The organism is Nostoc sp. DedQUE02, assembly GCF_034531035.1.
Taxonomy (GTDB): Bacteria; Cyanobacteriota; Cyanobacteriia; order Cyanobacteriales; family Nostocaceae; genus Nostoc.
Map to the genome: position 1 here is coordinate 110,495 of NZ_JAVRBY020000012.1, position 21,511 is coordinate 132,005.

Genomic DNA, 21,511 nt, shown 5'->3' on the forward strand with positions numbered 1-21,511 from the left:
ATTCAGGACAATAAATAGGGGATCACAGCTGTGCGCCTTAGCATCCAAAAATTTATTTGAGTGCCAATTATTGCGTATATGCGAAACTATGGATGCAAGTACTTGCTTTGTTGTGCTTGTAGCCTGTGTAAACAGGAAAGCGGTTATAGATCCCGCCCCGCTTTCCTCCCTGTCCAAACTTGTTTAAGTAGGGTTAGATAGTGGGTTTTTCTAATGAAAAAATTTTTGAAATATCTGGGTTTAGGTTTGCTATCTACGTTCTTGACTGCTACTCCTGGATTGGGAGCTGAACGCATTAGCTTTTATTATCCTCCCTTCGGCGAATTTTCCTTATCGGTGGATTCGCTGGAAACCTTTGCTAAAGAGGGCAAAATCGATCAAGATTTTTCATTTTATGCTAGTCGTGCGACTCCTGAACAACTCGCTCAACTGCGGGATCTACTCCAGCAGCGCTTTAATGTCACTCCTACATTAGTATCTCAAGTTACCTACTCACCGATAGGCGAGCAGCTGGTGCAACAACTAGGAAAATTACTCCTCACTGAGTCTCGCAAGAATGGCTTTTATGCCATACGTGCCTCTTTAATTTTGTCTGCTGCTGATCAAAAAGAGGGGTTAACAGTGGTGAATTTACTGCGGAAATTCCCTAGCGATACTATACGGGTGAATTTCACAGAGGGATTAAGGATAGTCGATGACTTGTCGCAATTAATTAAAAAAAAGGATGAAGTTTTTGCTTCTCTTCAAAAAGAAGCGATCGCTCAAGCCGCCACTGACAAAATTGACTTCTCCAAACAACCAGATTTGCGATCGCCAGGAAAATTCACCTGGCAGAAAAAAAGCCTGGAGTTAAATGACATTTCTCGCTCACGCCGTCTACCTGTGGATATCTATTTGCCAAAAGCAGGTTCACAAAACCCTGGAGATTTACTTTCGCCTCCCTTTCCTCTGATTGTAATTTCTCACGGACTGGCCTCAGACCGCTCTACCTTTGTCTACCTGGCTGAACATCTAGCATCTTATGGTTTTGCCGTTGCTGTATTAGAACACCCTGGTAGTAATGCCGAACGCTTTCAGCAATATTTTGCAGGTTTGGCAGGGCCGCCTGATGCAGCAGAATTTATCAATCGACCTTTGGATATCAAATATCTACTCAATGAACTTCAGCGTCTAGATAAATCCGATTCCACCCTCCAGGGAAAACTCAATTTTCAGCAAGTCGGGGCGATCGGTCAGTCCTTTGGTGGTTATACTGTTTTGACTTTAGCAGGAGCCAATATTAACTTTGAGCAACTCAGGCAAGATTGTAATCCCGATAATTCCTCCTTTAATTTGTCGCTCTTTTTGCAGTGTCAAGCAACTGAGTTACCTCCAAAAAATTACGAACTCAAAGACGATCGCATCAAGGCGATCATTGCAATTAATCCCATTGACAGCTCAGTTTTGGGTCAAGGGGGAATCAGCCAAATTAAAATTCCAGTAATGCTGGTAGCAGGTAGTCAAGATGTTTTCGCACCACCTGTATTTGAGCAAATTCGCCCCTTTACCTGGCTTTCTGACTCTAATAAGTACCTGGCTTTGATTGAAAATGCCACCCACTTTTCTGCGATCGCCGAACCTACTCCTCAAAACAATGTCTTACCTGTACCACCTGCCTTGCTAGGCCCCGATCGTGCTGCTGTTTTTTCTTATCTCAACGCCCTCAGCGTCGCTTTTTTAGAAACCCATCTTCTTAACCGCCCTGAATATCGTTCCTATTTGCAGCCTTCCTACGCTACATTTATCAGCAAAGAGCCACTTAATCTCAGTCTTTTACAGTCATTATCGGTAGATCAGTTCAATCAAATTTGGAGTGGGCCAACTCCCCAGGCAAGCAAACCATCAAATCCTCAACCTATTCCTACTCCCCGTTAGTTATAGGAAATTGGAAAAATATAATAGAGATATGAGTGAAAAGGAAATATCTATCCTTGCTTTGAGCAAGTCAATTTTAGCTGGGGAATTACTAATTACGTAAATTCACGGAGTGTAGCTTTAGGTAAAATCATCAATTAGCAATCATATTGACTTACAGCTAAGATCCCCGACTTCTTTCAGATGTCGGGGATCTTATTGTTCACGAATAATTGAAGTATGTTGTAGACGAGATAAGTCTCAAGCATTACTTTGATGAACTCAAAGCTAAACTTAAACAAATTACTATTTATCCTAAAGTTGTAGTAGATGATTCCAAACAATGATTAATCCTCTTTAATGATTTTCAATAAATAAAAGTCATCAATCTTTATCTCAATAAAGCAGTAAATATACTGATGCGATTTGATGATTTAGTTCGGAACTCTAACTATTGCAACCATTTGCCAAAAGACTATTTGTTTCCAAGCTATGTAATTTTCTCAAAATCAGGCTATTTGTCAGGAAAGTGAGATATTTGTACTGAGGGATTCATAAAAACTTATTTAATAAAATCTTTTGTATATATATTATGCTTGTCGTTAAGAAGTATTAAGAAATCCTTATTAAAGAATATTGCAATACCTTGATTTAATTGCTAACGTGTGTATGGCAAGGATGCTGATGAACGCTCGGATCTAGGAGAAATAAAATCTATGAGCTATACCCATTCAGCCAAGTGTGTTAGGCTTTGACGGGTTCAAAACCAGAAATTTCTGCCTCATATAGACAACTATGAGGGATTGCAGATTAACCAAGAAATATCTCGTTGCTAAAGGCTTAGTTTCAGTTTGATTTCAATTGCGATTGATTATTTGTCTTACTTTGTGCCGACAAGTAAGTAGCTCTTGCTTGTGTATATCGGCAATAACGAAGAGTTTGGTAAGACTTAAATTTTGGAGAATAAAACTAATGGAGATTCAAGGTAAAGTTGCCCTAATTACAGGGGCTTCGCGTGGAATTGGACGAGCGATCGCTCTCGAATTAGCGCAACAAGGCATCAAACGGATGATATTAGTAGCACGCGATCGCCGCAAGTTAGTGGAAGTAGCCAACGAAATCGAGGCGATGGGTACAGAAGCTGCGATCGTGGCTTTAGATTTGACGCAGACAATTGAAGTAAATATCGCTGTTGCCCAACTATGGCGCAATTACGGACAGATTCATCTGCTAGTTAATTGTGCGGGAGTTGCATACCAAAGCTCATTTTTGCAATCTAAAATGCCCCAAGTTCAAGAAGAAATTTCTGTGAACTTGTTAGGAATGTACAACCTCACTAGTTTGATTGCTCGACGCATGGCCAGTCAAAGACAAGGGACAATTGTCAATGTATCGAGTCTGATGGGGAAAGTTGCAGCACCAACGATGGCGACATACTCAGCAACCAAGTTTGCCATCTTAGGATTTACCCAAGCCTTGCGTCAAGAATTAGCCCAACACAATATCCGCGTCATTGCATTACTGCCTTCCCTGACAGACACAGACATGGTGCGCGACTTAAAATTATTTCGCTGGGTGATCCCTATGACTCCCCAGCAAGTGGCTAAAGCACTCGTTACCGGAATGCAGAATGATTCATCAGAAATTTTAGTTGGATGGCAAAGTCATTTAGCCGTGTTGTGTCAACGCCTCGCCCCTTGGTTGTTAGAGTTAATTTTACGAATAGCAACACCACCAGCACCAAGCAGACAACGGCTGATGGAAAAACTTACCCCTTCGCGTAGCGTCTCGTAGAGAAGGGGAAACACCGAGGGCGATCGCTGACTCAACACTCCTGAACAAACTTGCCCGAAATCTTCAGTCGTTTGGCTTTACCCTTGTGCAACATAATGCTCGCAGTGCCAAGAAATGCTAATAAGCTCAAAGTAGAAGTAGATTCAGGAACAGACTTAGGATTCTCAATTTTGATCACTTGTCCAAGTCCAGGGCGATCGCCTCGGTTTGTCACGTAAATAGCACCATCAGCACCAATAGTCAAAGCAGTAGGAGACTCTAATCCATTGCCACTAAGAATAGTTGTGCGAGTCCCATCCCTAGCTATCTTAATTACAGAACCATCTAGATTACCTTTCCAAAGTGACTGATTGGCGTATTGCAAAGCATATAAATTGCCCTCACTATCAAAATCTAAGTCAGTAAGTTGAGTAAATCCATCGGTATAAACTGTTGGTTGACCATCAGCACCAACTCGATAGATTTTTGCTTCACCTTGTGGAAAAGGAAAACCAGTTAATTGGCTAATATAATAAGCGCCATCTGGGCCTTTGGCGACATTTGTGGGTACTGCTTGGATTTCAAATGGCGATGACGATGGGCCAGAGGGGAAAATTGGATTAGTTAATGTCTGCCGGGGAATTGTGGCGATCGCTTTCAAATTACTTCCATCAGTCCCTACACTGAGTAACTCATTAGCACCAGCATCAACTGCAACAATATTATTTCCATCTAAAAGAATAGAGAAGGGATTGCTAATTACATCGCCTCCATCGGGATTATTTGCAAGTTCATAATTAGCTAAATCAGCCACACTAGTCCAGGAATTTGTATTAAAATTAGCAGTGATGATTTTTCCTAAATCAGTGTTACCTAATGTGGCGCGAAATGTAGGATTTGAACCATACCCAATTGCAATATAAGGCTTGCCAGTAGCATCAAATTTGATATCTTGAGGCCCAGAAGTATCAGTACCATCTGGTAATGCCAAAGAAGGAAGTCCTGTAAGTATACGTTGTTGCGTACCATTTCTAATTTTTGTCACTGCACCAGTCGTGCCATAACATAAAGATTGGTTGGCAACGCTCGGTGAAGGAACACAAGCTCCATTTCCGCCTGTTCCTGCTTCTGTGACGTAGAGACTTCCATCAGGAGCAAAACTTAGGCCCCGTGGATTATTAAGACCATCGGCAATTACCGAAAATGATGCCGCTTCTGCTGCTTTCATTCCCGAAAAAGCAGCAATACAAACACTCAAAAATGTAATTCCAAATTGTTTTAGTTTCATTAGACCCCTCCTAAAATTAAATTTGCGTAAATGAAAGATAGAAAAGTTTGAATTTTTTTTAATTAGTTAATATTTATACCAAAATACTAAAATAGAGCAAAAGATCCAAACCTAAAAATTTGTCGTTTGGATAAGGCACGAGGCAGAATAAAAGAGGGTTATAGCCTTGTTTGTCTTTCTTTATATAGTTTGGTTTATGATGCCAACTTACTTAGATGAAATCTGAATTTTTTAATTTTGAGTTGTATCATACCATTTCCAAAAATCTTTGCAACATAATGAATCATCTGTAGTGGTGTACAAATGTACGCCTATGGCAACAAAATTAAATAGGATTACTGTATATTTTCTAACATTATTTACGTAAATGTGATATCCAAACTGTTGAGTTACATAGATATTGCGGGACTACAAGGCGATCGCAGTTTGCATCAATACATAAAGTTGCAGTTCAGAAGTTGCTGGGCGATCGCATAATTAGACATACCTTGTTTCGGAGCAAACAGAAATGCTTTCCTTCCCCACAACCCTGACTCCTTTGCCCGAAATCATTGATGGCTTGCCGAATATTTCTGGTTGGGAAAGAGAGGTTCTCTCTGTGGTTAACCAAGATCAACCAGTATTTTTACCAACAACGAATATCCGTTTAGAAGACGTAAATGCTGTGTTTGCGATCGCCTTACACATGCACCAGCCAACTATACCTGCTGGAAATGGCGGTACACTGATCAGCAATCTGCAATATATGTTTGAGCATCCCCATGAAGGGGATAACCACAACGCAGATCCTTTTGCCCATTGTTACAGCCGCATGGGAGACTTGATCCCCGAACTTGTAAATCAAGGTTGCAATCCGCGTGTGATGTTGGATTACTCAGGTAATCTGCTGTGGGGACTGCGGCAAATGGGACGCGGTGATGTTCTGGATAATCTCAAACGGATTACTTGCGATCACGCCTACCAACCTTATGTAGAATGGCTGGGTACGATGTGGGGTCATGCAGTTATTCCTTCCACACCCATAGCAGATATTAAATTACATATCGTTGCATGGCAACATCACTTTGCGGCAATTTTTGGCTGGGAAGCACTAGCGCGAGTCAAAGGATTTTCACCCCCAGAAATGCACCTACCAAATCACCCGGATGCTCTTTTTGAATTTGTGAAAGCGCTGAAAGAATGTGGATATCGCTGGCTACTTGTTCAAGAACATTCTGTAGAAACTCTTACCGGTCAATCTCTGACTCATAAACATTTACCACATCGTCTAATTGCCCGCAATTCGCAAGGCGAAACAATTAGCATCACAGCTTTAATTAAAACCCAAGGTTCTGATACTAAATTAGTTGCTCAGATGCAGCCTTATTATGAAGCGAAGACATTATCCAAACAACAAATTGGTAGTGTATTTGTACCACCAATAGTTAGCCAAATTGGCGATGGTGAAAATGGCGGCGTGATGATGAATGAATTTCCTAGCGCTTTTAAACAAGCTTGGTGGGATATGGTAAACAATGGCGGAGGAAAATCGGGCGTAGTTGGGATGTGTGGGACAGAATATTTAGAATTAATCGAAGCTGCTGGATGCAAATCTGAAGACTATCCAACTTGCCAACCTGTAGGACAACATCAGATTTGGGAACGAGTTTCACCAGAAAATTCTCAACCTGAAGCTGTAGAGAATGCCATTCAAGAATTAAAGCAAATCAACTCTAATTTTCACATGGATGGAGCCTCATGGACAAATCATATTAGTTGGGTAAAAGGATATGAAAATGTGTTGTCTCCCATGTATCAATTAAGCAGTTTATTCCATCAAAAGTTTGATAATTTAGTGTCCACTAACTCATCTGAGTACCGTAATCTTTTATTGCATAATCTTTTGTTACAAACAAGCTGCTTTCGTTATTGGGGACAAGGCGGTTGGACTGATTATGCACAGGAAATTTACCGACGTGGCGAAAATTTATTGTAAACAAATTCTTTAGTGAGATGGGCGGTTAGAAACCGCGTCTACATAAACAAAACCCACCTCCGTGGGTTTCAAAACCTTCATTTTTCGTTAGTCTGCGGAGGCCGACTTCTCTGCGAGACGCTACGCAAACGTTTGTATAGCCGCGAATTCCATTCGCCAGGACTTAACTTGACACTAATGCCACTCCACAAGATTGGATAATTTATTTTTTGGACATCCGTTACACAATAGGACAATGACATTTTTGCTTGGAATTATCGGTTATTCAACAAAGCTAAAATTATTTTAATTAGTACGGGAACAAGAGGATTTCTTATAAATTGTATAATCCTTCCTATTGGTATACCTCTTTCTTCCAGTTCTTTCATAAAGTTTTCTGCGATTTCCGGCGGGATAAAACCTTGAAGAAAAGCCTGTTGTTCTTCTTCTGTTGCTATAAGATTTCCCTGCTCTAAATCTCTAAGTAATTGCTGAAGTCTTTCTGGTGCTATTATAAGTTGCAAAAGCTGAGTAAACTCTCCTCGTGCAAAATTCCTACCACACGGTATCCGGTTTTGATTGTTAGTGTTCAAGTAAACATATAGACAGTCAATATTATCTACTCTTGTAGCGCTGTTAAGAATGTTCCAGTTTTCTAAACAAGCACCTGTAAATACAGCTCCGGTGAAGTTTGTTCTTAGTGCTTGAGTTCTACTAAGATTAGCGTTATTGAGATTTGCTCTATCGAATATAGCTTGGGTGAGGTTTGCAGCATAAAATATAGCTTGGCTGAGGTTTGCACAACTTAAGTTAGCTTCACTAAGGTCTGCATAACTTAACTCAGCTTGGCTAAGGTTTGCATTACAGAGTATGGTTTCCTGGAGCTTTGCATTCCATAAGTCAGCATAAGTTAATGTAGCTCCAGTAACATCGGCTCTTTCAAAATTAGCAAACCTGAAGCTAGCATTCCACAAATCAGCTTCTTGAAGATTAGCTCTCTTAAGAATAGCCCTATCAAAGCAAGCCATCCTTAAGTTAGCTCGCGTGAGATTAGCTTCACTAAGGTTAATTGGGCGCGTGAAATTAGGAAAAATAAAGTTCCTTTGCTGTTTGAGATTAGCAAAACAAAGTGTAGCTTCAGTAAGATCAGCTTCTTGGAGATTAGCTTCCCAAAGTCTTACTCCCGTGAGATTAGCTCTTCTAAGATTAGAGCTACTGAGGTCAAATGTCGTAAGATCCTCCGGAACACCTGGATCAACTTCTGGATACTGTGGCTCAACGTTCGTAATATAAACCCCTTCGAGATTGGGTAATTCATGTGGGTTTTGTTGTCTCCAACGATTCCATGCATTCGCACCTCTCCATAGTCTTCTCACGTGTTCGGGATTTGCCATTGTCACGTGTTCGGGATTTACCATTTAAATTCCTTCTATACCTTTTATATGTATAGAATCTTCACACCAGATAATGGTTCATAGCAGTGTGATATGAAACAAATTTATCTTATTTAATATGTACATATCAAACTAGTACATCAACAGATGTTTCTGAAAGTATTGAATATTATCAGATTCCGTTTAACCCTTCTTTAATAAAGGTAATTAGTTCTTATTGCAAAGACCATTTTAGGGAAATATTGAATAGGTCTCTGTATCACTAAAAGCTTTTAAAACATTCTTTAATTACTGCAATTATGTCTTGCTTAACCAGAGGCGATCGCACCCTCATTTTTCGTTATGGGTATTTGTACACGCGAGTAGATTATCTGCCCTCATCTGCAATTGCTGCGGCTTTATTTAAAAATATTGCTACACCAGAGGTAACAATATTTCAAATTTTGTACCTATACCAATCTGTGAATGGAAATTTAATTTACCGCCATGTCTCACAGTGATAATTCGATAACTTACTGCTAAACCAGTATTTTTACCATTCTTTGTTTCCAGAGAAAAAGACTCTGTAATTTGCTGTTGTAATTCTTCAGACATTCCAGAGCCATTGTCAGCAATGCGAATTAAAACCCAGCGAGAATCGGGTGCATCTGGATTGCTTGCTTCTTGTGATATCACTTCTGTGGTAATCTCAATCCGGGGTTTTTGAACAGTCTTTGTCTCTTCTAAATGTAACTGCTGTCGCACTGCTTCATTGAGTAAAGTATCCACAACTTCACTTAAAATATTCATCAAAACCTGGTTTAATTGCCCCATAAAGCAATACACTGGGGGTAATTGACCGTAGTATTTGACGATTTCAATTTCTCCTTGAAGACGGCTATTAATTAATAAAATGATGCTATCTATACAGGCGTGTAAATCTACTGGTTTGGGAAAAAGCTCATCAATATGACAGAAGTTTTGCAAGCTAGTAACGAGTTTTTTTAATCTTTCCGCTCCTGTGCGAATACTAGCGAGCGATCGCGACAAATCTTGTTCTAAAAAATCAAATTCAATTTCTTCTTTAATCTGATTAATTGCCGGAGAAACTGATGGTAACTCTTGCTCGTAAGCTGCTATTAGTTTGAGTAAATCTTGACTGTAGTTTGAAACATAAATTATATTACCCCAAATAAAACCCACTGGGTCTAAAATTTCGTGGGCTACGCCGTCTACCAAACGCCCCAAGTTTGCCATTTTATCATTTTGAATCATTTGGGCTTGACTGCGTTCGTAGCGGATCAAATTGTCGATTCCCCGAATTTGCCAAGAAATAATATTCAATTCTTGGACATCTAACAATCTATAAGCGCCAGATTCCGTTTCTACGACAATTGGTTCTGCTAATAGTTCAGGCGATCGCTTTAAGCTAAGTTGCATTGTTGTTAAAATCGATGTTGTATCAGTAACAAGCAACATCGGTGTCCGCACATAGCTGTAGAGAACAGCTAATGGTTGCTGAACAAATAACTCTTGTGCGAATGGACGAATCAAAAATTCTAGTAGTCGCCGCCGCGAAATCATCCCAATAAACTGTCCCTGTTCTACCAAAATTACTCCTGGCAGCAAGGGGTATTTGTCCAAAAAACTAGCCACTTCCATCCCGGTGTGGCTAATTTCCACCGAGAAATTATACATTGGTAGTTCTTGGAGAGTTGAATCTAAACCAAGATCGCGATCGCTACCCTCAGACAAAAATGGCGGTGAGATTTGGCAACTGAATTCTTCTGGCACTAGACACCCTGATTTTTTCAAAGACAGGTAAAGAATAAATTAATATTTTACATTCTGCCACCCTCAAAATCCGTTTTAGTTTAGGTATCTAATAAGACTAAGGGTCTATCAATGTAAAAATCGTTTTCAGGCAACTGGAAGTAATTGGCGTGGAATTTATAATCTGGGTGAAGAATATTGAGAAAGCGATGTCTACGACGGTCACTGAATCTCGACTTCGCTCGATTTCCGCGCAGCCGTACCACTTCGTGGAAGCAAGCTACGCGGAGCGTCTCGTAGAGAAGTGCGGGCTACGCCTACGCAAGCTAAACTAAAAATAACCTTTACGAAGAGTGCAAAGGTAGCGTTATGACTTCTGTAACCGATCCACTCAACGCTCTGGCTCCTTTCCCCTTCCCGGATCATACCCAGCTTCCTGAGTCCGATGGTACTTTTGTAAAAAATTGGCAAGAACATCCCCAAAGCCTTCTACTAACTGACTCAATTACACCCATCCTCAAGCAATTAAATCCTGAAGGTGAATACTGTATAGGGCAAGACTTAGGCATTTACTGGCGGTTGACCGATCCGCTTGAAAAAGGCGCGGAAGCACCAGATTGGTTTTATGTCCCGAATGTACCGTTTTTGCTCAATGGGCAAACCCGACGTTCTTATGTGATGTGGCGAGAGTTTATTGCCCCGTTGATTGTCTTAGAATTTGTCTCTGGGGATGGTAGTGAAGAACGAGATAAAACTCCTTTGAAGGGTAAATTTTGGATTTATGAGCAGGTGATTCGTCCTCCCTTTTACGGCATTTATGAAGCGAGTAAAGCCAGCCTAGAAGTTTATCATCTAATTGAAGGACAGTATCAAGTTTTACCAGCAAATGAACGAGGACATTATCCTATAGTTGCTTTGGGTGTTGAATTAGGCTTATGGCAGGGAAAATATCAGAATGTGGAATTACCCTGGCTGCGTTGGTGGGATTTACAAGGGAATTTGTTGTTGAGTGGCGATGAAAGAGCCGAACAGGAAAGTCAAAGAGCAGAACAGGAATCCCAAAGAGCAGAACAAGAATCCCAAAGAGCCGATCGCCTAGCTGCCCAATTGCGATCGCTCGGCGTTGAACCAGAAATCTAATACCGTACTACAAATTACGAATTACGAATTAAAAAAGGGCTGGTGTAAAAGAGTCATCTGTGGGTTAATTTGTTTTAGACACAAATTTTACTGCTACCAGGGTAATCACGATGACAAATAGACCTCCTTCCGAACCGGAGTCATCTCAAAAAACTGCCCTTGGCTTTGATGAATTTATAGCCATTTTGGTTGCCTTCACCACTATCGGAGCGATTCTTTTTTGGTCATTGTCCCGCAGAGATTCTAGTTGGAACTTAAACGGGCTGCTGTTGCCGAACTCCACTCCATCTGCTAGTGTTCAACCAAATCAAGTATTGCCCTCTCCTACTGCCAAGATAGAACCTTATGCAGTCCCCAACAGCCAAAAACCCTATTCTCCACCTGAGGCTGTTGTTGAACCCAATACACCTTCATTCCCAACTAACAGCGCAACTCCTTACCGCGCAATGTTGCCATCTGTTCTGGTAATTCCAACTCAATCTCCACAAGCACAGACACCTGTACCCTCTTCAACAGGACTTGAGCCATCAATTAAATCATCAGCTTTGCCTTTAGTAACTCCGGCAAAACCAAAATCAATCATTCCGCCGCCAATTGCATTTAATGATGTGCCAGATAACTTTTGGGGTAGGCGTTTTATAGACGTTCTTTCTGCCCGTGGGATTCTCAAAGGGTTTCCTGATTATTCTTTTAGACCAAATCAGCCTGTAAACCGCGCCGAATTTGCTGCCATACTAGAAAAAGCTTTTGACCAAGAACCTTCTAAGACTGCGATCGCATTTCAAGATGTACCAACAAAATTCTGGGCAACTTCAGCAATTGACCAAGCCATCAGTGCCGGATTTCTCAAAGGCTACCCGAAAAAAACCTTCAAACCACAACAAAATATTTCACGAGTACAAGTTTTAGTTGCCCTTGTCAGTGGGTTGAATTTGAAAGCACCCACTTCCCCAAATCAAATTATCAGTTTCTATAAAGATGCTAAAGATATTCCGCCTTATGCTATCGGTAAAATAGCTGCTGCTACAACCAATGGTTTGGTAGTTAACTACCCAAATCCCCAAATCCTCGATCCCAACAAAGTAGCTAGTCGGGCGGAAGTGGCGGCGATGATTCATCAAGCTTTAGTCAAACGGGGCAAACTGGCGGCAATTACATCTCCTAATATAGTGCGTAGGGCTAGCCTGCCGCAGGCATCGCCTAAAATATCTCCAGAACTACCACAGACTCCAAAACCGAACCCAAAGGGTAAATTGCCCACCGCAGGTTCGCCTCAATAATAATTACTAATTAGTAAGTAAGCCGACGGAAATAAATATAACTATATTAAGAAGGGTAAAGGGTAAGGGGAAAAGGGAAAAGCCTTTCCCCTTTAACATGAGTCCCTTTACCCATACAAAACTTTACATAGTTCGGTTTAATTGCGTCTACTTACTTAATTCGTAATTAAACCAAGGTTTGAAAAAGCGACCTTTACAGGTTGTAGTTTTAATAAACTTCGTAGGAAACTTCGAGAGAAGTCTGAACGCTGAAAATCGGCGTTCAGACTTCGGTCATTTGGAATTAGAGTGTACTTTACACAGGAGTATGCTACGCGTAGCGTCTCATAGAGAAGCGATAATTAGACATTAAGCTTCTGGAATTTGTTTACCGACAACTTGTGATTTAAGAGTGGTGATTTCACTAGTTAACTCTTTCCTGGTTGAGGCTTTGAGTAAATAGCGGTAAACAAACCACGCAGAGTAACCAATGCCGATCAACTCGAAAGTAGGTGCTACCAAGGGGATATCATTCAAAGCATCTAATATTGCCAAGAGTACTTTAACGGCAACAATCGATCCTATAATCAAACCAACTGTTACCAGGGGTTGCTTATATTGATTAAAAAAGCTTCCTACATAATCTGGTAATGTTGCTAAAAAGGTAGAAATTTGCTCCCCGTATTTTAGCCATTCGTCTTGAGACTGTGCGGGAGGCTGGAGTTTGGTAATGGTTCCCGTTTGGCTGTTGATCTCTGCCACTGTAGTCTCTTTAGATGCAGTTTCGGTAAATTCTTGTTCTGGCATTTTCACTCCTATTAATTTGACAGTTGAGTTTTTCTAATCTGGATAATTACAACCAAAGGGTTGCTGATTAGGTAATGTACTTGTGCATCAGTACAATTTGGTGAAGGGCACAAAAAGGTTTTAGTGTCCTCTAACCATAGTTGCCCCGTACTATCTACTGCATCAACTACAAGGTAGACAGTCAGTAGGAGGATAGAACTCAGAATGCAGCAGGATGTATTATAATCAACTTCCTGAGTTCTATTTTTTGGAATCAACTGGAATCCTCAGGTTGTGATTATCCCATTCCGTGTCATTTGCTCATAATCGTACTAAATCTAAGTACAAATCATGCAAAAATAAGTCCACCTCTCATTTATATAAGCCTAGAAGCCGATTTTATCTGATATTAAAGCGATTTTAAGCCGCGATCATCAATTAACCCATTCGTATTGATATTAATACGTAATATAACTTTTTGTGTGTTCATATCGACTAGACTTTTAGTCTGTTTCATGATATACACCGACTGGGATGAAGGAAAAATAATCAATGTCCCATGCCCACTAGCCCTGAACGCATTGCTAAAGCGAAAGCTCGGCTAACGCGTAGCGTCTCGTAGAGAAGGGATGCCCCATAGCTAACCATTGTCAAACCTTTTATTTTTTTTCCTGATTGTATTAATTTTATAAGGAAGCAGTAAGGTAGAGTAGTGGCTTAGGTAAGGCAAGAACTTATTGCTTGCTATCAATCGCATATTCAAGAAAGTAGTGTGGTAAGGAGAAAACGCTCTCAGGCGGGTCTTTAGTGCAAGAAATCATATCGTTACTGCTGAAAAAGTGAATTTTGTTAATACTAGCAATTATACTTAGAATAATTAGTATAAAAATTATTCATACAGTATAAGGTTATGCTAGTTATCTACTAGGCAATGATTTTATGTTGCGATAAAAGAAGATAATGTAGATGTTAATGACTAATTCAAGTGTTTGTACAAGCTAGACTAATTTAATTAATTATTTTTGCGGGAAGGCAAGGAGGTTTGAGAAATGCCAACTCAAAAGCCAACCCCTATCGACAGCAGTTCAGAAAGCAAAAAAGTGTCAGCCGAAGAGCCATCGACAGATGAACTACCAACTATAGAATTTCCCTCAAGAGGGAAACTCAAAGCTAGTTCTTGGCGCATCCATCAAAAAATTGGTTATGGGTACTTTGTCGCTATCGGAATTGGCTTTTTTGGCTCACTGACTGGGTTAGTGATTGCTAATTACTACCGGGGAAGGGAAGTTAGACAATTTAATCAAGCTTATGAACAAGGGCAACTACTGAGTAATTATAAAGATGCAGTAATAGGGGCACAATTACATAGTTCTAACCTAGTTGCGGTATTAGATAATTCACAACAACTGCAAAGCAAAAAAGCTGATTTTCTGAAAAATGTTGAAAAAGCCAAGCAATTAGAGTCAAAAATTGGCGGATTTATTGATAGTAAACCTAAAAGACTAGCAGCAACAAGTTCGACTTTACAGACATTATTACTAGATTACAAGAATAATTTAAAAGCTTACGTTGAGCAAATAGAAGCCGTATTACAGAAAATTGATTCTCAAAAAGTGCAGCCTGGGCAGATTTCCTCTGCCCGATCGCAGTTATTAACAATTATGCGTGGTGAAACAGCCATGCAGCTAGACCAGCTTTCTCAAAACTTGACTAACATCCTGCAAACTGCTGAAGATCAGGAGCAAGAAAGGCAAAAAGCCGTTGAGCAAGCGAGAATAGTTGAACGATTCATCGTGATTGCGAGTATGCTGGTTTCGGTAGCGATCGCAGCCATTGTTGCTTGGCGTACCAGTCGAGCGATCGCTGAACCAGTGATCACTGTAACCCAAGTTGCTGAACAAGTTGCAAGGAAACATAATTTCGATTTGCGAGCGCCCGTTACCACTGAAGATGAAATTGGCCTACTCGCCAAATCTCTAAATCGTCTGATTGAGCGCGTATCTGAGCGAACAAAAGAACTACAACAAGCTAAAGAACTAGCTGAAGCTGCTAGCAAGGCAAAAAGCGTATTTTTGGCTAATGTTAGCCACGAATTACGCACACCGTTAAATGCTGTCATTGGCTTAAGCCAACTACTAGAAGACGACGCTACGGATCTTGGTTTATCGCCAGATTTTATCACCGACTTAGAAACAATTAACGCTGCTGGTAAGCATCTACTGCACTTGATTAACGAAATCCTCGACTTGTCAAAAATTGAAGCGGGGAAAATGACCCTGTATCCTGAGACATTCGAGATTGCAACGCTGATTCATAACGTTGTTCTCACAGTTAAACCAGCCATAGAAAAAAATGCCAATATTTTAGAAGTAAATTTTGATGAGCAACTTGGCACAATGTACGCCGATCAAACTAGGATGCGGCAGGTATTGTTAAACTTACTCAGCAACGCCAGTAAATTTACTACAAACGGCAAGATAACGCTGACAGTCAACATAGAAAAGGATGAATTTCGACCGGAAGCTCCTTTGGGCAGCATTATTTTCACCGTTACCGACACAGGTATCGGTATGTCTAACCGTCAACAGCAGCAGTTATTTCAACCCTTTACCCAAGGTGATACTTCCACTACGAAAAAGTATGGAGGTACGGGACTAGGGTTGGCAATTAGCCGCCACTTTTGCCAGATGATGGGTGGTGAAATTATTGTCAAAAGTCAGCCAGGAATTGGTTCTAGTTTCACTATTCGTCTGCCAATGACTGTACAGGATTGAAGGGATTGGGCATTGGGCATTGGGCATGAAGAAGAGACAAGATAGACAAGGAAGAGGGGGGAAGACTTGGGAGAGATTTGTTCAATAATTCCCCCTTGTCCCAATACAGTTCAGTTAAGCTTTTATTCTCTCCCCCTGCTCCCCCTGCCTGCCTTAACAGATAAATTTGCTTAACCCAAGCGTATTGCCCCTTGTCCCCCTTGTCCTCTGCCCCTCTGCCCCTCTGCCCCCTGCTCCCTCATCCCCTAAATTAAGTAATGATACTCACCTTACCTGTATCCAAGTCGTAACGACCGCCCACAATTTTCAATTTGCCCGACTCCACCTGCTCAGTTAATAGCTTTGATCGCTTCAATCGTTCAATTTGATATTGCACATTTGCCACCACAGCGTTTTCAACTGCATCACCAGACTGATTCTTGACCTTTTCGACTGCTGGCTTAATTGCCTTCACAAAAGTACTAATATCACCGAGTAACGATTCGTTTTGGACGGCGGCGGTTACTGCGCCACAACGCTCATGACCCATCACCATCAGCAGTGGAGAACCTAATAAGACAACTGCATATTCGATACTACCGATCGCTTCGTGTGTGGCAATATTGCCGGCAATCCGAACATCAAAAATATCACCAATGCCTTGATCGAAAACAATTTCTGCGGGTACTCGTGAATCCGCACAACTAAGAATAGTTGCAAATGGATGTTGAGCTTGAGCAACTTCGTGCAGCCGCAACTCAGATTGATCGGGGTATTGGGGATGATGAGCGACAAAGCGCTGATTTCCGTCAATCAGCTTTTGCAATGCTGCATCGGGACTGAGAGATTCAGGGGAAGTTGAGGGGATTTCGGCAGCTTTCGCCTGTTCTACCCGCCAGAGTAAATCGCTGGTAGATAGCATCATCCCAAAGGCCCCGGTCATTCCTAACTTCAAAAAGTCACGACGTTCCATGAAATGCTTCATTGAATTTATCACTCTCTTACATCGAGGCAACACATCTTACAGAGCGAATTTCCATCACATCGGAAACGTAGCAAGTACCTCCGAACTTATTAAGCAGTGGTTTGATATTTTCTACAACACGCTTGAGTTGGTCTGGCATACAAAACGCGAGGATGTAAACATTATCAAGCATGGTCATGTCTAAATCTTCTGTCGTTCCTCGTAATCCTTTACCAGCAACATTTCGGATTATGGCATGGTTATGTACACCCGACTTGTCTAAATTATCTAAAATTTTGGCAAGTTCAAAAGAGTTAGCGATAATTTCTATCTTTTTAACTACGTGCATATTATTACCTCCAAAATAGGTTAATTCCGTAGAGATATAACGGAATTCCCACAATAATATTGAACGGGAATGTCACTGCTATAGCGGTAGAAACATACAGGCTGGGATTTGCTTCGGGAACAGTCATCCGCATAGCCGCCGGGACAGCGATGTAAGAAGCACTGGCACACAATACAGCGAATAATAGCGAATCTCCGCGAGGCATACCGATCAATTTGGCAATTACCAACCCAATGCCAGCATTGACTATTGGAATTAGTATGGCAAATGAAATTAGGAAAACTCCGGTTTTTTGCAAGTCTTTAATTCTTCTAGCAGCGACTAGTCCCATGTCCAGTAAAAAGAAGGTGAGAACGCCATAAAACAAACCTTGAGTAAAGGGTTCTAATGCGTGCCAACCGCGCTCTCCTGTCAAGACACCTATTAATAGACTACCTACTAATAGAAAAACTGAACTATTAAGAAATGCTTCTTGCAAAACTTCCGGCCACGATAAGTCCCGCTTTCCATCTTTGGTGAATATATTCACCAAAATTAGACCAACTATAATTGCTGGAGATTCCATCAGGGCAAGGGCTGCCACCATGTAGCCATCAAAAGTAATCCCAAGCTCAGTCAAAAAAGCGCTAGCTGTAATGAAGGTGACGGCACTGATAGAACCGTAGGTTGCTGCGATCGCAGCCGCGTCGTAAGTATCCAATTTCCACTTTAGGATAAAAAAGGTGTAAATTGGAACAACACAAGCCATCATCATTGCTGCTGCGAGTGTTAAAACTACATCCTGAGTTACACCACTTTTGATTAGTTCTACCCCTCCTTTAAAACCAATCGCCATCAGCAGATACAACGAAAAGAGTTTCGGCACTGGCGCAGGAATTTCTAGATCGGACTTGACAAAAACAGCACTCATGCCTAAAAAGAAAAACAGGATTGGCGGATTCAAAATATTGGATACAATTAAGCTGAGATCCATATCCACCCCTCCTTGTATTGGTTAAACCTGAAATTAAAGAAATTTTGCATCTTTAAAAACTTAACGGTTGAATCATGATGTATTGTGTATCGCTACCCAATATCAATTGGGTACTCAAGGAGTGATCGTCCTTTTAGTAACAATACTTATTGGTTAGGTGTTAATTAGGGCTGAGAGCAAAAAAATTAGAGCTTGTCCAGCATTTTTTAAGATTAGATTCCCCGTCGCTGATCTTACGACAGAAAGGGTAAACAGAACTCGCGATCGCTCTATTTAGCGTAGAAAAAATTAACGTATTGTAGGAACAATTCATGAATTGCTCCTACACAAACCTTGCTTAAATCCGAGCATTTTTTGATTTACAAAAGTTTTGTAAATCCCGCTTGCCCAAAATGACGGTCAGATGTAAAGGCTTGAGCAATCCAGGCAGATGTGAAAACAAAAACTTTCATTAAAGGGCGTTGCTGATTGCGGTATGAAAAATAATTTTGCGTTATTTCAAAATCCTTGTAGAGACGTTGCAATGCAACGTCTCTACATCCAAGCAATGCAACGTCTCTACATCCAAGCAATGCAACGTCTCTACATCCAAGCAATGCAACGTCTCTACATCCAAGCCGGTTTTCTTTGACAAACACAATTATCACTGACTGTCCCTCGTGCCCTTCAATTGGTTCGTTAGGATGAACTACACCGTTTTGGAATGTGCCTTGGACTGACAGGATAGCTTTTTCTCGCTTATACATCAATCGTGATACAGTACCATTCTGGTTAAGAATATTCCCACACAATCTTTATTGATCAAGTTTCGTTAGGATATTGTAACCTGGGCAATAGCAACTCTCTATTGATGTGACACCAGGCAATCGCTTTTTCACATCCATGACAACAACCATCGACTTTCTCAGTCACCTTAACCCTAGCCAACGTCAAGCTGTCGAACACTACTGTGGCCCGTTGCTAGTTGTTGCTGGCGCAGGTTCTGGCAAAACACGAGCGCTGACTTATCGTATTGCGAATCTGATTCTGAAACACCGAGTTGATCCAGAGAATATCCTGGCGGTTACTTTTACCAACAAAGCCGCGCGGGAAATGAAAGAACGGGTTCAACGGCTGTTTGCGGAACAACTGGCGATGAAACAACACGGACAACGTTTTGATTTGTTGACAGAATATCAACAAGTGCAATTGCGATCGCAAGTTTACAAAAACACGATCAAAGATTTGTGGTGCGGCACTTTCCACAGTCTATTTTCTCGCATTCTCCGCTTTGATATTGAAAAATATGTAGACGAAAAAGGACGCAAGTGGAATCGTAATTTCTCTATTTTTGATGAATCAGATGTAATAAGTCTGATCAAAGAAATCGTTAATAAAGAGCTAAATTTAGACGATAAAAAATTTGATGCCCGCTCTGTCCGCTACGCTATTAGTAACGCTAAAAACCAAGGTTTATCGCCCCAAGAATTTGAGCAAGATCAACCAAATTATCGCGGACGGGTAATTGCCCAAGTTTACAATTTATATCAAGATAAGTTAGCACAAAACAACGCTCTCGACTTTGACGATCTAATTCTTGTACCTACAAGATTATTTCAACAAAACGAGCAGGTATTGGGTTATTGGCATCGCAAGTTTCGTCATATTCTTGTAGATGAATATCAGGATACTAATCGCACTCAATATCAACTGATTAATTTATTAGTTACTAATGGCGAAACCAAAAAGAGCGAATGGGAATGGGAAAATCGCTCAGTTTTTGTTGTTGGCGATGCAGACCAATCAATTTACAGCTTTCGGATGGCAGATTTCACCATCTTGCTAGGATTTCAGGAAGACTTTGGCGATGGTTTGGTGGATGATGACACTCGAACGATGGTTAAGCTAGAAGAAAACTATCGTTCTTGTGAAAATATTCTGCAAGCGGCTAATGAACTGATTGAAAATAACACCCAACGGATTGATAAAGTTCTGAAGGCGACGCGGGGATCGGGTGAGCAGATTACTTGTTACAAAGCCGATGAAGAACTTGCAGAAGCGGCATTTGTGATTAATCAAATTAGCACTTTAAAAAACCAAAATCCAGAGTTAGACTGGGGCAGTTTTGCTATACTTTATCGGACAAACGCTCAATCTCGACCCTTTGAAGAATTGTTGGTGAAATATCAAATTCCTTACACAGTTGTGGGTGGAATGAGATTTTATGATCGCAAAGAAATTAAAGATGTGATTGCTTATTTAAGAGCGATCGCTAACCCATCTGATACAGTCAGTTTATTAAGAGTTATCAATACTCCTCGGCGGGGAGTTGGCAAAACCACTATTGATGCTTTGATGAACGCATCTGGGCAATTAGGGACGACTTTGTGGGAAATACTCAGCGACGAAACATCAGTTAATACATTAGCTGGACGGGCGACAAAAGCTGTAAATAACTTTGCCGCCATGATTAGCCGTTGGCAAGAACAAGTCGCCACGCTTCCGGTGACAGAGGTTTTGCAAGGAATACTAGAAGATTCTGGTTACGTTCAAGACTTGATGAATCAAGGCACAGATGAAGCCACAGATCGGGTACAAAACGTCCAGGAACTTTACAACGCCGCACTGCAATTTCAAGAAGAAAACGAAGAGGTCTCCCTACGAGACTTTTTGAATAGTGCTGCCCTCAGTTCCGATTTGGATAACTTAAAAGAAGGACAGACAGCCGTTTCTTTGATGACTTTGCACGCTTCCAAAGGTTTGGAATTTCCCGTAGTATTTTTGGTGGGATTAGAACAAGGGCTATTTCCCGGCTTCCGATCGCTAAGTGACCCTGCATCTTTGGAAGAAGAACGCCGCCTGTGTTATGTGGGAATTACTCGCGCCCAAGAAAGGTTGTATTTATCACACGCGCGGGAACGGCGTTTGTATGGTTCTCGTGAACCTGCTGTGCGATCGCAATTTCTCGACGAATTACCAGAAGAATTATTAAGTACTCAACGCGTGAGTCGTCAAACATATACTAAAACTGCCTCTACTCCCAATGGTAAACAAGACTCAACGCAGAATTGGCAAGTAGGCGATAGGGTATTACACAAAACTTTTGGTCTTGGTGAAATTACCCATGTATTTGGAACGGGTAATAAGATGTCTGTGGCAATTAAATTTGCTAGTTTAGGACAAAAAATTGTTGACCCAAGAGTAGCACAGTTGCAACGAGTAGAGTAAGAGGTATATAAACGACCAGATAAACG

Annotated in this window: 15 protein-coding genes; 8 read left to right on the plus strand and 7 right to left on the minus strand. The window is 41.0% G+C overall.

Features of this window, described 5'->3' with window-relative positions; all coding sequences use genetic code 11:
• Positions 1-213: 213 nt before the first annotated feature.
• Both RMX98_RS13095 and RMX98_RS13100 read left to right on the plus strand, forming a co-directional pair.
• Positions 214-1,914 (plus strand): alpha/beta hydrolase, encoded by a 1,701-nt coding sequence (locus RMX98_RS13095; RefSeq protein WP_322677177.1) that lies wholly within the window; start codon positions 214-216, stop codon positions 1,912-1,914.
• 951 nt (positions 1,915-2,865) lie between these two features.
• Entirely contained in the window at positions 2,866-3,687 is an 822-nt protein-coding gene (locus RMX98_RS13100) for an SDR family NAD(P)-dependent oxidoreductase (RefSeq protein ID WP_322677176.1), read from the plus strand.
• Between the two features lie 31 nt (positions 3,688-3,718).
• Here RMX98_RS13100 and RMX98_RS13105 read toward each other — a convergent pair whose 3' ends face one another.
• Positions 3,719-4,954 carry a ScyD/ScyE family protein gene (locus tag RMX98_RS13105; protein ID WP_322677175.1) on the minus strand — a complete coding sequence of 412 codons (1,236 nt, stop codon included), beginning with the start codon at positions 4,952-4,954 and terminating at the stop codon, positions 3,719-3,721.
• A 508-nt stretch (positions 4,955-5,462) separates the two neighbouring features.
• On the opposite strand from RMX98_RS13105, the gene RMX98_RS13110 reads away from it, so the two are divergent.
• On the plus strand, positions 5,463-6,929 hold the full coding sequence (locus RMX98_RS13110) for a glycosyl hydrolase family 57 (protein ID WP_322677174.1): 1,467 nt from the start codon (positions 5,463-5,465) through the stop codon (positions 6,927-6,929).
• Between the two features lie 254 nt (positions 6,930-7,183).
• Here the strand turns inward: RMX98_RS13110 and RMX98_RS13115 are convergent, their stop codons facing one another.
• Positions 7,184-8,326: a pentapeptide repeat-containing protein gene (locus tag RMX98_RS13115; RefSeq protein ID WP_322677173.1), complete on the minus strand. Its 1,143-nt coding sequence runs from the start codon at positions 8,324-8,326 to the stop codon at positions 7,184-7,186.
• Positions 8,327-8,716: 390 nt separating this feature from the next.
• Entirely contained in the window at positions 8,717-10,075 is a 1,359-nt protein-coding gene (locus RMX98_RS13120) for a sensor histidine kinase (RefSeq protein WP_322677172.1), read from the minus strand.
• A gap of 348 nt (positions 10,076-10,423) precedes the next feature.
• Here RMX98_RS13120 and RMX98_RS13125 point away from each other — a divergent pair, with 348 nt between their 5' ends.
• The gene (locus RMX98_RS13125) at positions 10,424-11,194 is read left to right on the plus strand and encodes a Uma2 family endonuclease (RefSeq protein ID WP_322677171.1); all 771 of its coding nucleotides are present in this window, start codon (positions 10,424-10,426) and stop codon (positions 11,192-11,194) included.
• Positions 11,195-11,304: 110 nt separating this feature from the next.
• On the plus strand, positions 11,305-12,474 hold the full coding sequence (locus RMX98_RS13130) for an S-layer homology domain-containing protein (protein ID WP_322677170.1): 1,170 nt from the start codon (positions 11,305-11,307) through the stop codon (positions 12,472-12,474).
• Positions 12,475-12,822: 348 nt separating this feature from the next.
• On the opposite strand, the gene RMX98_RS13135 is transcribed toward RMX98_RS13130, so the two are convergent.
• Positions 12,823-13,260 (minus strand): CAAD domain-containing protein, encoded by a 438-nt coding sequence (locus RMX98_RS13135; protein ID WP_322677169.1) that lies wholly within the window; start codon positions 13,258-13,260, stop codon positions 12,823-12,825.
• A 1,028-nt stretch (positions 13,261-14,288) separates the two neighbouring features.
• Between RMX98_RS13135 and RMX98_RS13140 the strand changes: the two genes are divergently transcribed.
• On the plus strand, positions 14,289-16,013 hold the full coding sequence (locus tag RMX98_RS13140) for an ATP-binding protein (RefSeq protein ID WP_322677168.1): 1,725 nt from the start codon (positions 14,289-14,291) through the stop codon (positions 16,011-16,013).
• Positions 16,014-16,263: 250 nt separating this feature from the next.
• On the opposite strand, the gene RMX98_RS13145 is transcribed toward RMX98_RS13140, so the two are convergent.
• From RMX98_RS13145 to RMX98_RS13155, 3 genes are read right to left on the minus strand one after another with little or no spacing between them, the layout of a single operon-like run.
• Positions 16,264-16,965 carry a carbonic anhydrase gene (locus RMX98_RS13145; protein ID WP_322677270.1) on the minus strand — a complete coding sequence of 234 codons (702 nt, stop codon included), beginning with the start codon at positions 16,963-16,965 and terminating at the stop codon, positions 16,264-16,266.
• A gap of 28 nt (positions 16,966-16,993) precedes the next feature.
• Complete coding sequence (locus RMX98_RS13150) at positions 16,994-17,305, minus strand: P-II family nitrogen regulator (RefSeq protein ID WP_322677167.1); 312 nt, start codon at positions 17,303-17,305, stop codon at positions 16,994-16,996.
• Between the two features lie 4 nt (positions 17,306-17,309).
• Positions 17,310-18,278, minus strand: coding sequence for a sodium-dependent bicarbonate transport family permease (locus tag RMX98_RS13155; protein ID WP_322677166.1), 969 nt, complete (start codon positions 18,276-18,278; stop codon positions 17,310-17,312).
• Positions 18,279-18,753: 475 nt separating this feature from the next.
• On the opposite strand from RMX98_RS13155, the gene RMX98_RS13160 reads away from it, so the two are divergent.
• The gene (locus RMX98_RS13160; RefSeq protein WP_409881441.1) at positions 18,754-18,909 is read left to right on the plus strand and encodes a hypothetical protein; all 156 of its coding nucleotides are present in this window, start codon (positions 18,754-18,756) and stop codon (positions 18,907-18,909) included.
• Positions 18,910-19,160: 251 nt separating this feature from the next.
• Positions 19,161-21,485, plus strand: coding sequence for a DNA helicase PcrA (pcrA, locus tag RMX98_RS13165; protein ID WP_322677269.1), 2,325 nt, complete (start codon positions 19,161-19,163; stop codon positions 21,483-21,485).
• Positions 21,486-21,511 lie beyond the last annotated feature (26 nt).

Coding starts and splice junctions, on each gene's coding strand:
- RMX98_RS13160 (WP_409881441.1), top strand. CDS start 18,754: ATGAAAAATAATTTTGCGTTATTTCAAAATCCTTGTAGAGACGTTGCA.
- RMX98_RS13100 (WP_322677176.1), top strand. CDS start 2,866: ATGGAGATTCAAGGTAAAGTTGCCCTAATTACAGGGGCTTCGCGTGGA.
- RMX98_RS13095 (WP_322677177.1), top strand. CDS start 214: ATGAAAAAATTTTTGAAATATCTGGGTTTAGGTTTGCTATCTACGTTC.
- pcrA (WP_322677269.1), top strand. CDS start 19,161: ATGACAACAACCATCGACTTTCTCAGTCACCTTAACCCTAGCCAACGT.
- RMX98_RS13150 (WP_322677167.1), bottom strand. CDS start 17,305: ATGCACGTAGTTAAAAAGATAGAAATTATCGCTAACTCTTTTGAACTT.
- RMX98_RS13105 (WP_322677175.1), bottom strand. CDS start 4,954: ATGAAACTAAAACAATTTGGAATTACATTTTTGAGTGTTTGTATTGCT.
- RMX98_RS13110 (WP_322677174.1), top strand. CDS start 5,463: ATGCTTTCCTTCCCCACAACCCTGACTCCTTTGCCCGAAATCATTGAT.
- RMX98_RS13125 (WP_322677171.1), top strand. CDS start 10,424: ATGACTTCTGTAACCGATCCACTCAACGCTCTGGCTCCTTTCCCCTTC.
- RMX98_RS13135 (WP_322677169.1), bottom strand. CDS start 13,260: ATGCCAGAACAAGAATTTACCGAAACTGCATCTAAAGAGACTACAGTG.
- RMX98_RS13130 (WP_322677170.1), top strand. CDS start 11,305: ATGACAAATAGACCTCCTTCCGAACCGGAGTCATCTCAAAAAACTGCC.
- RMX98_RS13145 (WP_322677270.1), bottom strand. CDS start 16,965: ATGGAACGTCGTGACTTTTTGAAGTTAGGAATGACCGGGGCCTTTGGG.
- RMX98_RS13140 (WP_322677168.1), top strand. CDS start 14,289: ATGCCAACTCAAAAGCCAACCCCTATCGACAGCAGTTCAGAAAGCAAA.
- RMX98_RS13115 (WP_322677173.1), bottom strand. CDS start 8,326: ATGGTAAATCCCGAACACGTGACAATGGCAAATCCCGAACACGTGAGA.
- RMX98_RS13155 (WP_322677166.1), bottom strand. CDS start 18,278: ATGGATCTCAGCTTAATTGTATCCAATATTTTGAATCCGCCAATCCTG.